Below are 13,442 nucleotides of genomic sequence, written 5' to 3' on the forward strand. Positions count from 1 at the left end.
ATGCGCTAAGACAAGGGAGTTCACTGAACTTCCCTTGCTGTTCCTGTGTCCAAAATCTTTAAATTATTCGGAGAGCAACATGTCTAAATCGGTTATCTCATCTCGTGGATTGATTATCTCTACATTAGCATTTACTTTAACTGCATGTGTCAGTATGCAAGCAACTCAGCCTGATGTTAAAGCTAATATTCCTCAAAACTTTACTGAAAGCTACGTTGGTACATCAATTGCTGAGCAAGGTTATAAAACTTTTTTTTCAGATCCGAGATTATTAGAAGTAATTGAAATTGCATTAAATAATAATCGTGATTTACGTATTGCTGCATTAAATATCCAGCGTGCTCAACAGCAGTACCAAATTACTAAATATGAGCAACTCCCTACCATTGGTGCAACAGGCAATGCGATTAGACAAGTTAATCCTTCTGTAAATCCCAACAACCCTTATTCAACTTTTCAAGTTGGACTAGGGTTAACAGCGTATGAACTCGATTTTTGGGGTCGTGTTCAGAGTCTTAAAGATGCTGCATTAAACAATTATTTTGCAACACAGAGTGCTAAAGACTCAACTCAGATTAGTTTAGTCAGTCAGGTCGCACAGGCTTGGTTAAATTATTCATTTGCAACAGCGAATCTAAACCTTGCAGAACAGACATTAAAAGCTCAACTTGATTCTTATAACCTCAACAAGAAACGTTTTAATGTCGGAATTGAGAGTGAAATACCCTTACGTCAAGCTCAGATTTCTGTCGAAACAGCACGCAATGACGTTGCAAATTATAAAACTCAAGTGTCACAAGCTCAAAACTTGTTGAATCTTTTAGTTGGTCAAACGATTCCATCCCAACTCCTTCCTCAACAACCAGTTAAAGCCATTACTCAGGAAAAGAGTTTTTCGACTGGTTTAAGTAGTGATTTACTCCAGAACCGCCCAGACTTAAAAGTTGCAGAATATCAACTTCGTGCAGCGGGTGCCAATATTGGTGCGGCGAAAGCCCGTATGTTTCCAACCATCACCTTAACAGGCTCAGCTGGGTATGCATCGACTGATCTTAAAGATTTATTTAAGTCTGGTGGCTTTTCATGGTCGGTTGGTCCAAGCATTGATCTGCCGATTTTCGATTGGGGAACTCGTAAAGCGAATATAAAGATTTCAGAAATTGATCAAAGGATTGCACTTTCAGAATATGAAAAAGCAATTCAGTCTTCTTTCCGTGAAGTCAATGATGCCTTGGCTGCCCATGCACACATCGATGACCGTTTAAATGCGCAACGCCGTTTAGTGTCAGCAACAGCTATTACTTATAAGCTATCAACTGCCCGATTTAGAGCTGGAATAGATAATTATTTGACTGTTTTGGATGCTCAACGCTCTGCATATGCAGCTCAGCAAGATCTACTTATCCTTGAACAAACCCAATTAAACAATCAAATTGAACTTTATAAAGCATTAGGCGGGGGTGTAAATAAATAAAGTTCCTCAAATAATTCCTTAATCATTTAAAGGCTAATCAATTGGTTAATTAGCCTTTACTGTTAAATTCACGCTTAGAATTTTTTCTATTTATTCTCCTATTTTATTTGGATGCACTTCCATTTAGCTCACGAAATTCCTTTATGAAAATGTATGCTCTCCCTCTCCACAAATATATTTGTACTATCATCCTCTTTAGTATATTCCTCTCCACTGGCTGCCAAGTCGTTAGTCTAAAAAGACAAACGCTGCATACTACGATTGCCAACGAACGCAACAGCATTCTTACTCAAAACAAATTAAGTGAAGCCAGCCTAAACCTTTTGTATATGTCAGGTATGGATGCCAAAGTTTGTATGCAAACCCTAGAGATATGTATTGCTGATTTAGAGAAAATCCCTCAAATTCAGGAAGAGCAATTCTTATCGACCGCCAGTGAACTCTATTTATCTAAGGCTTTAGCACTTGCAGAGTCACGTGGCTGTAAAATGAATCAAAAAGCCAAAGCTGAAGAAAAGCAACTGGTTGATACATGTCTAGATCAACAGCTACATGCTTTGGATAAAAGTATTCGATATAGCTATGCCTATTTATTTAAAACACCTCGCCAGCCACAAGATCGTATTTTTGATAACCGACAAGTTCAGATTAGAGATTTTTACAATCAGGCACTTAACCAATTGGTGAATGTTTATAGTGAAAAGAATTCTTCTGAAAATATTCCCCACACGATTCAAATCGGGAGAAGTAAATACAGCGTTGATATCGAGTCCTATCAAAAGCTACAAGGAGAAAAATTGGAAAAATTCACTTCAAGCTATAATATGAATTTCTCTGGTCTCAGATCAATTAACCGTCGGGACGGTTTTGGTGCAGACTTTGTTGCTGTTCTACAATCAGATGAAAAATCAAACCAGTCTGATAAAAAGTATATTCTTGATCCCCTCAATCATCATTATCCAAATGGTATTAATCCAAAGATTCATAAAGCGCACTATCTAGCATCAACGCTTATCGCAGAACCAATCAATGCAAATGCTAAACTCGATGAAGTTCTAAATGGTCAAAATTTTAAAATCAAAATCTATGATCCTTACAAAGTTGAAAAGATCAATATTGAAGGCAAAGACTACTCGCTTGCAGCAAATTTTTCTGCACCTTACGGTCTATGGTTAGCCGAAAACAACTTAGGTGCTGCTGCTTATTTAACTTTAATTGATCGCAATCAACGTTTAACTACACCACATTTATACATGCTTGAACCTTATAATCCGCATAAAAAAGTGATCGTATTAATTCATGGGCTTGCAAGTAGTCCAGAGGCATGGATTGCAGTAACGAATGAAATTATGGGAGATAAAATATTGCGAGAACAATATCAAGTCTGGCAAGTATTTTATTCCACTAATATGCCAATTTTAGAAAGTCGCTTTCAGATTTATGCATTATTAAAACAAGCTTTTGGGTCTCTAAATCCAAAAGATCAAGCGGCAAATAATGCAGTTTTAATTGGTCATAGCATGGGCGGCATCATTAGCCGACTTTTAGTGAGTAATGCTGATATTTCAAAAGATGCTTTACCGATGATGAGTCAGCATGAACAAGCGCGTATGAGAAAACATCCTGTAATTGGTGAACGTTTAAAAATGCAGGCAATTCCAAACTTTGATCGTGTCATTTTTCTTGCTGCACCTCATCGCGGCACTAGTTATGCAGATCGCTGGTTCACTTTGACTGCGCGAAAAATTATTCGACTACCCTCCACATTTTTGAAAACATTAACTGATACTTTGACGAGTTATGATGATGACCTTAAAGATATGGTCAGAACCATCAACAATTCACTTCAAAATGGTCCAAGTGATCTGAGTAATAAATCTGAGTTTATGGAACTTACTTCGGGAATATCTCAAAAAGAAGGATTGGTTTTTCATTCGATTATGGGGAATATAACTAAAAGCGATGATCCAGATACCATTACAGACGGTATCGTTCCCTATAAAAGTGCACATATAGATGGAGCGATTTCAGAAAAAATTATTAAAGGGGGGCATTCGATTCAAATGAAACCCGAAACAACATTAGAACTTCGTCGTATATTGAATCAACATTTAATAGATCACGGTTTAGATAAGTCTAAGTACTAAACATTAAAAAAAGCCAAAGTGAAATCACTTTGGCTTTTTCCACTCTTTTATTGTTCATTTTCTTTTATACGTCTACGAATCTCTTCTCGCCATTTCAACGCATTTTCTTGCTGTTTATTGAGTAATACTCCCAACATATATGCAGTAACTGCCGCACCAATCAAAGCAATTCCACTTTCATAAATAATATCAATTACGAATTCTAAGACACCTTCTGACAAAAAACCTAAAGTACCAGAGAATTTAAGAAATTTAGCGACCGCAACAACTACAATGCCTAACAATGCCCCAGTCCATAAGAAAACTTTATGGATATTGATTGGGGCTGTCACTTGATCTATCTGATCAGGATATTTTCGATAATAATCAACCTCATCATCAGTCACCTCAGATGAAGACTTAAATAACAATTTAACAAAAAGCGTATCTTGATCAAGTTTTGATTTTTTCTTCATATTGGCTATTTATTATAAATATGATCGCCTTTCATCTTACTCATTTTTCACCCTTTGAGGAGTAACTGATCGAAAAATCAAACCATCTTTATAAAATATAAAAAGATCACTTTTCATACTGCAAATGAGATATTGAAGCATTGATATTTAACCTATCCCATTTTTTACTAGACTTCTTTCATAAATCAAAAAGCGTTCATTTTTTTTGTTTTTCATCCTGAAAAATTTTAGATTTTCACGCATAATCTGTGTATGAAATATCTCGATTCAAAAAAGCTTTCTGATGCTCAGTTTAAGCGTTATACAAGCATATCTCGTTCAACATTTTCTCTAATGGTTGAACAAATGCATATGCAAATTCCCTCTAAAGGCAGACCAGCAAAACTGTGTCTTGAAGATCAAGTTTTTCTCTGTTTAAGCTATTGGCGAGAATACAAAACCTTATTTCATGTTGCTACAAGTTATGGTGTATCAGAGTCGACAGCTTCCAGAATTGTTCGTCAAGTTGAAGATACTTTAAGCTAGTCAGGTTTGTTTAATTTACCCAAGGATATCCCTGAAGGCGAAGGTTTAGACTGGAATGTTGTGATCGTAGATGCCACTGAAATTCCAATACAAAGACCTAAAAAAAACAGAAGAAAAGCTATAGTGGCAAGAAAAAAGCACATACGTTTAAGGTACAAGCAATCATTCACTGTAAAACTCAGCAAATACTGAGTTTATGTATGAGCAAAGGCGCGGTACATGACTGTGAACTGTTCAAACGCCACCTTGATTTAGTACCAACAAATTCATTTATTCTTGCAGATAAAGGATATCAAGGGATTTATGCTATATATCCCAATAGCCTGTTACCGTGTAAGGCTAAAAAGCGTTGTGCATTAGATCCTGTACTAAGAATATATAATCGAGAAATTAATAAAAGAAGAATAAGGATTGAGTATGTATTTGGTACATTAAAGACTTTCAGAATCCTAGCGGAACGTTATCGGAACAGAGGGAAACAACTTCACTTAAAGTTTAATTTGATTGCTGGAATCTATAATTTAGAGTTGGGTAAAAAGTGATTTATGAAAGAAGTCTAGTATATTGGATTAAATATACTCCATCAATCCTAATAACTTGGACACTAATATATTATGCTTATAAATATTAAGTAAATTTTTAAATAGTCAACAACTACCAAATTTCTTACGATAGGACATCGGTGCTAACCCTACGGTCTTACGGAAAGCTACACGAAAACTTTCCACTGAAGCAAAGCCACAACTTTCTGCAATTTTCTCATTACTCAGAGGGCTGCTTTCTAACAAGTCTCGAGCAAGATTTATACGCGCTTGCAGTAACCACGTTTTTGGCGCTACACCAGTTGCTTCTCTGAAACGTCGAAGAAAGGTTCGTTCGCTCATTAGCGCTTTATCCGCCATTTGCTTCACAGAAATATGACTATCCAGATGTCTAAGCACCCATTCAAGTACAAGGGCCAGATCATCACGAGGTTTTCTTGCAACAGGTGCAGGGATAAATTGCGTTTGGCCCCCAGAACGCTGAGGTGCCATGACTAAACGTCTAGCAACCGTGTTGGCGACATGCATACCAAAGTCTCGACTCACCAAATGTAAACAGGCATCGATACCTGCAGCGCTACCTGCGGAGGTGATTAGTTGGTCATTGTCCACATAAAGGACATTTGGATCTACTTCAATATTGGGATAGCGGACGGCCAGTTCATTGGTGTATTTCCAATGGGTGGTGGCACGCCGTCCATCTAATAAACCTGTAGCGGCAAGCACGAATACTCCGGAGCAGATAGATAGCAGACGAGCGCCACGCTGATAGGCAGCACATAATGCATCCAACAAAGCCTGTGGAGGATTTTCGTCACGATTTCGCCACCCAGGGATAATGATGGTTTGAGCATCGTTAAGAGACTCCAAACCGAAGTCTGTTATGACTTGCATGCCGCCAGAAGCTCGCATTGGACATGCGTCCACTGCCACGATTCGATGGCTATACCATTGGAAATCAAACTCTGGTCGTGATAGACCAAATATCTCCATCGCAATACCAAACTCAAAGGTACATAGTCCATCATAGGCCAGAACGGCGACTAAACCAGGTTTATCTAACATTGGCGGAAAACTACCGATCACTGTCTAATACGCCACTTTATCAAAATAATATAGCTTCTTACAATGAAAACACTTTCAAATTAGGAGTGTTATCTATGTCTAGCTTAATCAGTGAAATCCCTGCATCCACCCATTTAGAAGCCCTAAGGCACTTCAGTCAGCGTTTGGCATTCGAAACAGACTGCTCCGATGTCTACCATAGCCAACAATCGGGCAATATTGATTATGTGTTGGTAGACGTTAGATCTAGTGAAGCATTCGCAAAAGCACATGTACCTGGGGCTATTAATATCCCAACTCGTACCATTACCTCTGAACGTATGGCTGAATACGCTCAAGATACCTTATTTGTTGTCTACTGTGCTGGACCTCATTGCAATGGAGTACACCGAGCAGCTGTTCGTTTAGCGAGCTTGGGCTATTCAGTGAAGGAAATGATTGGTGGGGTTACAGGATGGCTTGACGAAGGGCTTTCTTTGAATGGAGAGAATAATTCCTCACCAACAGATGGCGTTTCCTGCGCATGTTAAAGCAATCTATTGACGTTCGCTCTGCGCAGCCTGGTGATGTACCTGATTTGCTCAAGCAGATGCGAGAGCTGGCAGAATTCGAGGGATATATCGATGAATTTAAAATCGATGAAAAATCATTGTTATCTCGAGCATTTGGCGATCACCCTGAATGCTATATTTTTGTTGCTACAGGAGCAGAGGGGATCGTTGGTTATGCTGTTGGATTGATCATTCCCTTCACTTATGATCTACGACCGACCATTGTTCTCAAAGAGCTATTCGTTGAAGCTCGTTACAGAGGAGAAGGTATTGGAGCAGCGTTATTACGTCATATTGTAGCTTGGACACTGGCTCAAGATGGAGCTAGATTAAAGTGGAGTGTCTTGGCTGGAAATTACCGTGCTGAAGCATTTTATACGCAGCATGGTGGTTGCCCTGAGAGTAAATGGTTACCTTATATTATGGATAATGCTGCTTTAAAAGCCATGATTCTGTTGAATGACATAGCTCTATAAAAAAAAGATATCACGTCAGAGCTCGGTCAATACTTATATGTTTATTTTAATGACTTATTGTTTACCCCAATAAGTCATCTTTTTTTTAAATATGCTAAAAAGGTTCAAAATATTTTATTGAATTCTAATTCATATAATAGACCTCTTTCATAAATCAAAAAGGTGGTCACTTTTTGATTTATGAAAGAGGTCTACTGTATAAGTCTAAAACTTTCAATTTACAAAGACGAGTAATACGGGGACAGGTCAAATATACAATTCCTCCAAACGATCTTATTAAAGCTAAATACTTATTATCAAATCATTTACTTTAAGCCATTCAAAATAAGTAATGCAGTTTGTTCCATTTGCTTTTGTCTCTGATTATCTGTAACACCTTGGATACTGAATCCCCAATGAGCCTCAAACAAACAAGCAAGTACATAAGCAGCTGAACTAATCGCCTCTTGAGGTGCATTGGGAAATTCTTGCGCCAATTGATTTTCAAAATCGGGAAGCCAATGCTGTGTCCAAAGATCATGCAGCATCTTTTGAATAAATGGATTTCTAGCACTTTGAGCAACCAACTCAAACCAAACAATTAAATCTTCTTGGTTGCGGTAAACATCTGGGGTGAACAACATTAGAATTCTTTCGTTCAACGGTTTCCCGCTAAAACGATGAATAATCTCAGTACCCATTTTCGAGATGTAATGCTCAATGAAAGCATTCATCAAATCCGCACGAGAAGCAAAATAATGGTGTACTAAGGTACGTTGCATACCTGAAGCTTTTGCTACTTTAGCAAAGGTAATCCCTTCAAGACCTTCTTTGGCAACAACAGAAACAGCTGCCTGAAGAATTTCAAATGACCTTTCATGCGCCTTGCTCGGTCGCCCTATTTTGTTTTCCATCATCGCCATTAATAAAAAAATGTTTACTTATTAATTTTAGCATATTATTTTACTGACATGACAGTCAATAAATTAAGGAAGTCATATTATGAAAATGCTTGGACTTGGTGTAGGTAGCGAAATGGAGGCTATCGCAACAAAAATTTTAGTTAACGGTGAATTGATAAAGGTAGCGATCATGGAAATTATAAATATCGTAGGACTTGTTGCTTGTATTGTGCTAGCTCTATCGGGTTGGGTTTATGGGGCTAAATTCATTAAGAAGAATAATTATCTTCTTGGTTTAGAGTGGTGGATTATTGCTTTTTCGGCTACGAACTTTGTCTCTTACATGTTAACAGGCTGGGAAGTTAGTTATTCCATCACGATGTTTCTTGATTCTTTCTCACGTAGTTTTGGTATGCCTATTATTGCGGTACTTGGCTTAATGACAGTTACCCATAATTTGAAGCCTTCCGCTTTCAAGGAAGTGATTCTGTTCGCAGCAGCATTCGCAGGGACATTTGTTATTTTTCTCGCAGATTTTTTCAATGATATTCGTCCGTACTTTTACCTCACTATGTGGTCAATCTTTACAATCTATCTCTGCTATTTCATTTTCCGTTTAGCGCAGGCTGGAGAAAAGTTGCATGCGTTCGCTACAACGATTACAGCGGCATTCGGTCTAGCAGTGGCGATTGTCTATGATTTCTTCCCGATACCTGGCGATGACACTTTCATGATTTTTATGACTTGGGCTTTTATTACTTGGGCTTATGCAGGGATTCAGTTGTATTACGCCTACGCTGCTCTTGAGCGTTCGCAGTTTGTTTCAAATCAATCCTTTGTTCCAGCTCGTTAGAGAAATGAGATCACAAGAATTTGTTAATTACTGTGTAAATGATTAAAAGGAATATTCAATGAATCGTACAAATGAACAAGTGAATCTCAGCAATCCTTCATCTCTACCATTTCGTCTTCTTGGAGGATGGATAGAACAACCAAGTGATCTTCAGCCAAAACTTGAAGGTTCATTGACAGCCGACGTGATCGTAGTTGGGGCTGGGTTTGCAGGCCTATCTACAGCACTTGAGCTAACTGCTCGAGGTGCAAAAGTCGTCGTACTTGAGCAAGAGTTTGGTGGTTTCGGTGCGAGTGGTCGTAATGCTGGATATTTGCTAGGCAGCATGGGTATTGAATTTGAAATGTTTGCTAAGCGTGTCGGTATTGAACATGCGAAAAAATTTGTCAATTTCTATGATGAAGCAGTGTGCTATGTCGAAAGACGAATGATCGAATTAGACATCGATTGTGATTACAACCCTTCTGGTATTATCCGCGCTGCTATTGATGCATCACAAGAAAAATGGCTAAGACGTAGTATGAAGGTTGGTCACGAATTAGGTTCAATAACTCGTTTCGTAGATCAAGATGAGATGCGTGCCCGAGGGATTCCACCAGCGTTTCTGTTTGGGAGTGAGCAACGTGGTGGCACGCTAAATCCTGGTAAATATGTCAGTGGTTTGAGACGTGCTGCGATTCAAGCAGGCGTTAAAATTTATGAAAAAACACCGTTACTTTCATATAGTGAGGGATCAACAATCACCTGTAAAACTGCTCAAGGTAGTGCAACTGCACCCATCATGGTTTTAGCTACAAATGCTTTTACTCCGCAGTTAGGATTACTTCGAGATAAGATTGCACCAATACGAGTCTCAGCCATTGAAACACAGCCATTATCACCTCAGCAATTAGCATCACTAGGTTGGCATGGTCGAGAAGGTATTATCACGCCGCATCTCACTATGGAAAGCCATCGTTTAACAGCACACAATACAATGGTATTAACCGTGAAAAAGTTAAACTACGTCTATGGCTCTAAAACACCTAACATACCAGATGATCACGCATATACTGCTTTAGTACGAACATTACACGAGCGTCATCCTAGCCTACGAGGTCTTGGGATCAAACAGTGTTGGAGCGGTTATGTGAGTGTTGCATATGACTTTCTTCCTGTAGTCGGTACAACTGGCGCACATCAAAATATCATCTATACAGCTGGATGTACGGGTCATGGGCTTGCAACTCAATCTATGATGGGTCAACTTCTCGCAGAGAAAATTATGGGAACTGAGAACCCAATTTTGACGGCTTTGTATCACAAGACGCCTTCTACACTTCCAGAACCTTTTCAGTGGTGTGCTTTTAAGACTGCATTCACAGCAGCTGGAGTTTATGATCGTCTGACTGACCGTAAAGCGCTTGCTGCCAATGCAAAGTGAGTTACATAAATAGTTCAGCTTCTTAATGATGGCTTATTCGTTTTAGTGCGAACCACATAAAGACTCATTAGCTTCATTCATAACAATTGAGTGAAGCTAATAAAAACATAAAACTCATATCAGGATATGGACCAAGTGACTCTGACTTACACTCACCAAGAACAGTAAAGCGTATGTTCCAGTATTTTTGTCCTGATGGCGTTACGAGAAGTGATAGACCGTTCTCATCCGAAAGACGATATCGTTTTTCTTTTGGCTGTGCTTTTCTGCATTCTGTATCAGTAAGCTTCATCTGTATTTACCCTTTATCTAGACTAAAATAATTGGGTAAATTTTCCCAATAATTACCCACAGAAGGCAAAAATAAGGTCAAATCAAGTCAGATGATATCGGACAAACAGGCAAATAAAAAAGCCTTTAAGCATTGAACTTAAAGGCTTTTTTATATCGGATCGAACAATCCCGAATAATATTTTGGTGGAGGTGGCGGGAGTTGAACCCGCGTCCGCCAGCACTACACTCGAGAATACTACATGCTTAGATATCGTCTACTATTTTAACTCTTTGTGACCCGACGAACAGGGTACAAATCGCGATCCTCTTAGTTTGGTATAAAGCCCCGAGGCTTGGCTCTATACGGACTTGTGTGCGTGCGCTACAGTCGGGTTCACTAACCACAAGTATTCAGTGAAGCGGACAAGCTGCCCTTAGGCAGCTAGAGCGTAAGTTTCGTCGTTTGCGACTAAAAAATGCAAATTTGATTTACGAGAGAAAATGCGCTCTCGGCATGCATCTATAAGTTTCATCACCAGCGTCGAAGCCAGAAACACCCCCTAAGTACAGCAACATCATAGCATAACTAAAATAAAATACTGCGCATTTTATCAACAGTCCGCCATTGATGGGCATATTTATATAATTGAGTAGCTTTTGTTTTTTTCAAGGCCCGCATAAAAAAAGCTGCCAAAAATGACAGCTTTTTTAAGTTTAGTCTACAAAGCGCCATTACCTAAAATAATGCCTTCACGGCGTGGATCTGCTCCACCAGCATATTTGCTTTGCTTATCAATTTTGACTTTCATAATCGTTGAAATACCACTCGTTTGCGCAGTATTAGCAACACTATGCCCTTTTGCTTTTAAACCTTCCATCAGTTCAATCAAAGAAAGCTGGTCATTCGAGCTGTCAATATTGGTATTTGGACTATTGGTTGCACCAAAGTTCAACAGAGAAGTTGCTTGCTGAGCATTTAAGTTCCAGTCCAGCGCAGCAACCAAAGTTTTAACCACATATTGAATGATGGTTCCGCCCCCAGGTGAGCCAGTTGCCATATAAAACTCATCTGGCGTGCTGCCCTTAAAGACCAAAGTAGGTGCCATCGTACTACGAGGACGTTTGCCACCTTCCACACGGTTGGCAACCAGTGCCCCTGTGCTGTCATAAGGATTGGCACTAAAGTCAGTCAACTGATTCGACAGTAAGAAACCATCCACCATGTGAAAAGACCCCATACTCGATTCAACAGTCGATGTCATTGAAACCACATTGCCATAAGCATCCACAATCGTGAACTGAGTTGTACCATGCTCAACAGTGCTATCGACACCAAAAGCTGAATTGAAATCACCTGCCTGTGCCACCCCCATACTCTGGCTTGGGTTAATCAATGCGGCACGTTGTTTTAAGTAGTTTTTATCAAGCAAACTAGCAATACCACGTGCAGGTAAAGGCACAAAGTCAGTGTCTGCTACATATTTGTCACGGTCGGCATAAGCCAAACGCTCTGCCTCAGACACCAAATGCACACCCATTACATTTGGTACTCCACCTTCATTTTCTGGGTTTTTAGGTGGGTATTGGGCCATATCAAAGCTTTCTAAAATACCCAGCGTTTGAGCAACAGCTATACCCCCCGAAGATGGAGGTGGCATCGTACAAATGTAGTAACGGTCACGATAGGTCGTACAAACGGGATTGCGTTTTTTAACTTGATAATCGGATAAATCCTGCAAAGTCATCAAGCTTGGTGTCATTGGTGTACGCGCTGGATCATCTCCCACCATCTGCCCAGCCTTTTCAACGATATTTCTAGCAATCGGACCACTATACATTGCCCCAGCCCCTTGCTTTGCAAGTGCTTCAAGCGTTTTTGCATAGTCCTGATTGGTCATGCTTTCACCTACTTTTCTAGGTGTACCATCAGGATAAAAATAGGTCTTCATCGCATTTGCATCAAGCGCTAGATTGCTGGCATTACTTTCAATAGCATTGGCCAAACGCCCCGGAATACGAAAGCCATGGTCAGCCAAATGAATCGCTTCATCAAAAAGCTGGTTCCATTTAAGTTTGCCATGTTCTTGCTGAGCCTGCTCCAACAAACGCATGACGCCCGGCACGCCTATAGAGCGTCCACTACGACGAGCACTTGGTACAGGTGCAGGTGAATTTGGATCATCTATATTTTGGCGAATTAAATAATATTCATTGGCTGCGGCAGGTGCTGTTTCCCGCCCATCATAGGCGGTTACGGTTTTGGTCTTGGCATCGTAGTACATCATAAAACCACTACCAGCAATGGTACTTGATTGTGGCTCAACTAAACCCAGTACAGCTTGTACGGCAACAGCAGCATCAACTGCACTGCCGCCAGCTTTTAAAATATCACAGCCTGCTTTTACCGCGAGTGGGGTATTTGCCACCACCATATATTTATCTGCATATTTTACGGTATGACCTAACTTATAACCCGATGCAGCTTCAGGAGCTGAAGGGTCACCATTTTGGTTAGATCCAACCACGACACTTGAACCATCTTGCGCCAATTTGCTACAACTGCTCGGGTCATTATCTACAATTAAATTCGACTGCGGTGGCTGACCAATATTTGAATCATCTTTGGACTGATCTGATGAGGAATCACTTCCACACCCTTGTAATAAACCGACTGCTAATAAGCTACTGAAAAGAAATGTATATCTTTTATTCACGTGATCACTCCACTATTTATACCTACCTATCCATGCAATTGCTATGCAAGCTTCTTTATTCTC

The 13,442-nt window shown here is 39.6% G+C and carries 12 protein-coding genes, 1 other RNA gene and 1 pseudogene; 8 read left to right on the plus strand and 6 right to left on the minus strand.

Annotated features, from left to right (window positions below; all coding sequences use genetic code 11):
- Positions 1–79: 79 nt before the first annotated feature.
- Positions 80–1,474 carry an AdeC/AdeK/OprM family multidrug efflux complex outer membrane factor gene (gene adeC, locus F903_RS14070; protein ID WP_005197987.1) on the plus strand — a complete coding sequence of 465 codons (1,395 nt, stop codon included), beginning with the start codon at positions 80–82 and terminating at the stop codon, positions 1,472–1,474.
- Positions 1,475–1,617: 143 nt separating this feature from the next.
- Positions 1,618–3,621, plus strand: coding sequence for an esterase/lipase family protein (locus tag F903_RS14075; protein ID WP_005197990.1), 2,004 nt, complete (start codon positions 1,618–1,620; stop codon positions 3,619–3,621).
- Positions 3,622–3,668: 47 nt separating this feature from the next.
- Here F903_RS14075 and F903_RS14080 read toward each other — a convergent pair whose 3' ends face one another.
- Positions 3,669–4,076: a hypothetical protein gene (locus F903_RS14080; RefSeq protein ID WP_005197992.1), complete on the minus strand. Its 408-nt coding sequence runs from the start codon at positions 4,074–4,076 to the stop codon at positions 3,669–3,671.
- Positions 4,077–4,421: 345 nt separating this feature from the next.
- Between F903_RS14080 and F903_RS14085 the strand changes: the two genes are divergently transcribed.
- Both F903_RS14085 and F903_RS14090 read left to right on the plus strand, forming a co-directional pair.
- A complete protein-coding gene (locus F903_RS14085; RefSeq protein WP_212749524.1) occupies positions 4,422–4,601 on the plus strand; it encodes a helix-turn-helix domain-containing protein in 180 nt (59 codons plus the stop codon).
- 164 nt (positions 4,602–4,765) lie between these two features.
- The gene (locus F903_RS14090; RefSeq protein ID WP_322782736.1) at positions 4,766–5,143 is read left to right on the plus strand and encodes a transposase; all 378 of its coding nucleotides are present in this window, start codon (positions 4,766–4,768) and stop codon (positions 5,141–5,143) included.
- 105 nt (positions 5,144–5,248) lie between these two features.
- Here the strand turns inward: F903_RS14090 and ftrA are convergent, their stop codons facing one another.
- Positions 5,249–6,208: a transcriptional regulator FtrA gene (gene ftrA / locus F903_RS14095; RefSeq protein WP_005198000.1), complete on the minus strand. Its 960-nt coding sequence runs from the start codon at positions 6,206–6,208 to the stop codon at positions 5,249–5,251.
- A gap of 95 nt (positions 6,209–6,303) precedes the next feature.
- On the opposite strand from ftrA, the gene F903_RS14100 reads away from it, so the two are divergent.
- On the plus strand, positions 6,304–6,738 hold the full coding sequence (locus F903_RS14100) for a rhodanese-like domain-containing protein (RefSeq protein WP_005198001.1): 435 nt from the start codon (positions 6,304–6,306) through the stop codon (positions 6,736–6,738).
- Positions 6,732–7,235, plus strand: coding sequence for a GNAT family N-acetyltransferase (locus F903_RS14105; RefSeq protein ID WP_005198002.1), 504 nt, complete (start codon positions 6,732–6,734; stop codon positions 7,233–7,235). Before F903_RS14100 ends, F903_RS14105 begins: the two co-directional genes overlap by 7 nt.
- A 305-nt stretch (positions 7,236–7,540) precedes the next feature.
- Here F903_RS14105 and F903_RS14110 read toward each other — a convergent pair whose 3' ends face one another.
- Positions 7,541–8,137 (minus strand): TetR/AcrR family transcriptional regulator, encoded by a 597-nt coding sequence (locus F903_RS14110; protein WP_005198003.1) that lies wholly within the window; start codon positions 8,135–8,137, stop codon positions 7,541–7,543.
- A 79-nt stretch (positions 8,138–8,216) separates the two neighbouring features.
- Between F903_RS14110 and F903_RS14115 the strand changes: the two genes are divergently transcribed.
- Together F903_RS14115 and F903_RS14120 are read left to right on the plus strand one after the other, a co-directional pair.
- Complete coding sequence (locus tag F903_RS14115; RefSeq protein WP_005198004.1) at positions 8,217–8,969, plus strand: hypothetical protein; 753 nt, start codon at positions 8,217–8,219, stop codon at positions 8,967–8,969.
- Between the two features lie 58 nt (positions 8,970–9,027).
- The gene (locus F903_RS14120; RefSeq protein ID WP_005198005.1) at positions 9,028–10,392 is read left to right on the plus strand and encodes an NAD(P)/FAD-dependent oxidoreductase; all 1,365 of its coding nucleotides are present in this window, start codon (positions 9,028–9,030) and stop codon (positions 10,390–10,392) included.
- Positions 10,393–10,504: 112 nt separating this feature from the next.
- Here F903_RS14120 and F903_RS14125 read toward each other — a convergent pair.
- From F903_RS14125 to ggt, 3 genes and pseudogenes are all read right to left on the minus strand, one after another.
- Positions 10,505–10,684 (minus strand): annotated as a pseudogene (locus tag F903_RS14125) (Arm DNA-binding domain-containing protein); the annotation flags it as partial.
- A 183-nt stretch (positions 10,685–10,867) separates the two neighbouring features.
- Positions 10,868–11,226, minus strand: a transfer-messenger RNA (tmRNA) gene (gene ssrA / locus F903_RS16475).
- Positions 11,227–11,384: 158 nt separating this feature from the next.
- Positions 11,385–13,379 (minus strand): gamma-glutamyltransferase, encoded by a 1,995-nt coding sequence (gene ggt, locus F903_RS14130; protein ID WP_005198010.1) that lies wholly within the window; start codon positions 13,377–13,379, stop codon positions 11,385–11,387.
- Positions 13,380–13,442: the final 63 nt, after the last annotated feature.

It is taken from the genome of Acinetobacter sp. NIPH 298, assembly GCF_000369505.1.
Lineage (GTDB): Bacteria > Pseudomonadota > Gammaproteobacteria > Pseudomonadales > Moraxellaceae > Acinetobacter.

Excerpts from the sequence above, each read along its gene's own strand:
- adeC (WP_005197987.1), top strand. The coding sequence starts at position 80 with ATGTCTAAATCGGTTATCTCATCTCGTGGATTGATTATCTCTACATTA.
- F903_RS14075 (WP_005197990.1), top strand. The coding sequence starts at position 1,618 with ATGAAAATGTATGCTCTCCCTCTCCACAAATATATTTGTACTATCATC.
- F903_RS14080 (WP_005197992.1), bottom strand. The coding sequence starts at position 4,076 with ATGAAGAAAAAATCAAAACTTGATCAAGATACGCTTTTTGTTAAATTG.
- F903_RS14085 (WP_212749524.1), top strand. The coding sequence starts at position 4,422 with ATGCATATGCAAATTCCCTCTAAAGGCAGACCAGCAAAACTGTGTCTT.
- ftrA (WP_005198000.1), bottom strand. The coding sequence starts at position 6,208 with ATGTTAGATAAACCTGGTTTAGTCGCCGTTCTGGCCTATGATGGACTA.
- F903_RS14100 (WP_005198001.1), top strand. The coding sequence starts at position 6,304 with ATGTCTAGCTTAATCAGTGAAATCCCTGCATCCACCCATTTAGAAGCC.
- F903_RS14105 (WP_005198002.1), top strand. The coding sequence starts at position 6,732 with ATGTTAAAGCAATCTATTGACGTTCGCTCTGCGCAGCCTGGTGATGTA.
- F903_RS14110 (WP_005198003.1), bottom strand. The coding sequence starts at position 8,137 with ATGGCGATGATGGAAAACAAAATAGGGCGACCGAGCAAGGCGCATGAA.
- F903_RS14115 (WP_005198004.1), top strand. The coding sequence starts at position 8,217 with ATGAAAATGCTTGGACTTGGTGTAGGTAGCGAAATGGAGGCTATCGCA.
- F903_RS14120 (WP_005198005.1), top strand. The coding sequence starts at position 9,028 with ATGAATCGTACAAATGAACAAGTGAATCTCAGCAATCCTTCATCTCTA.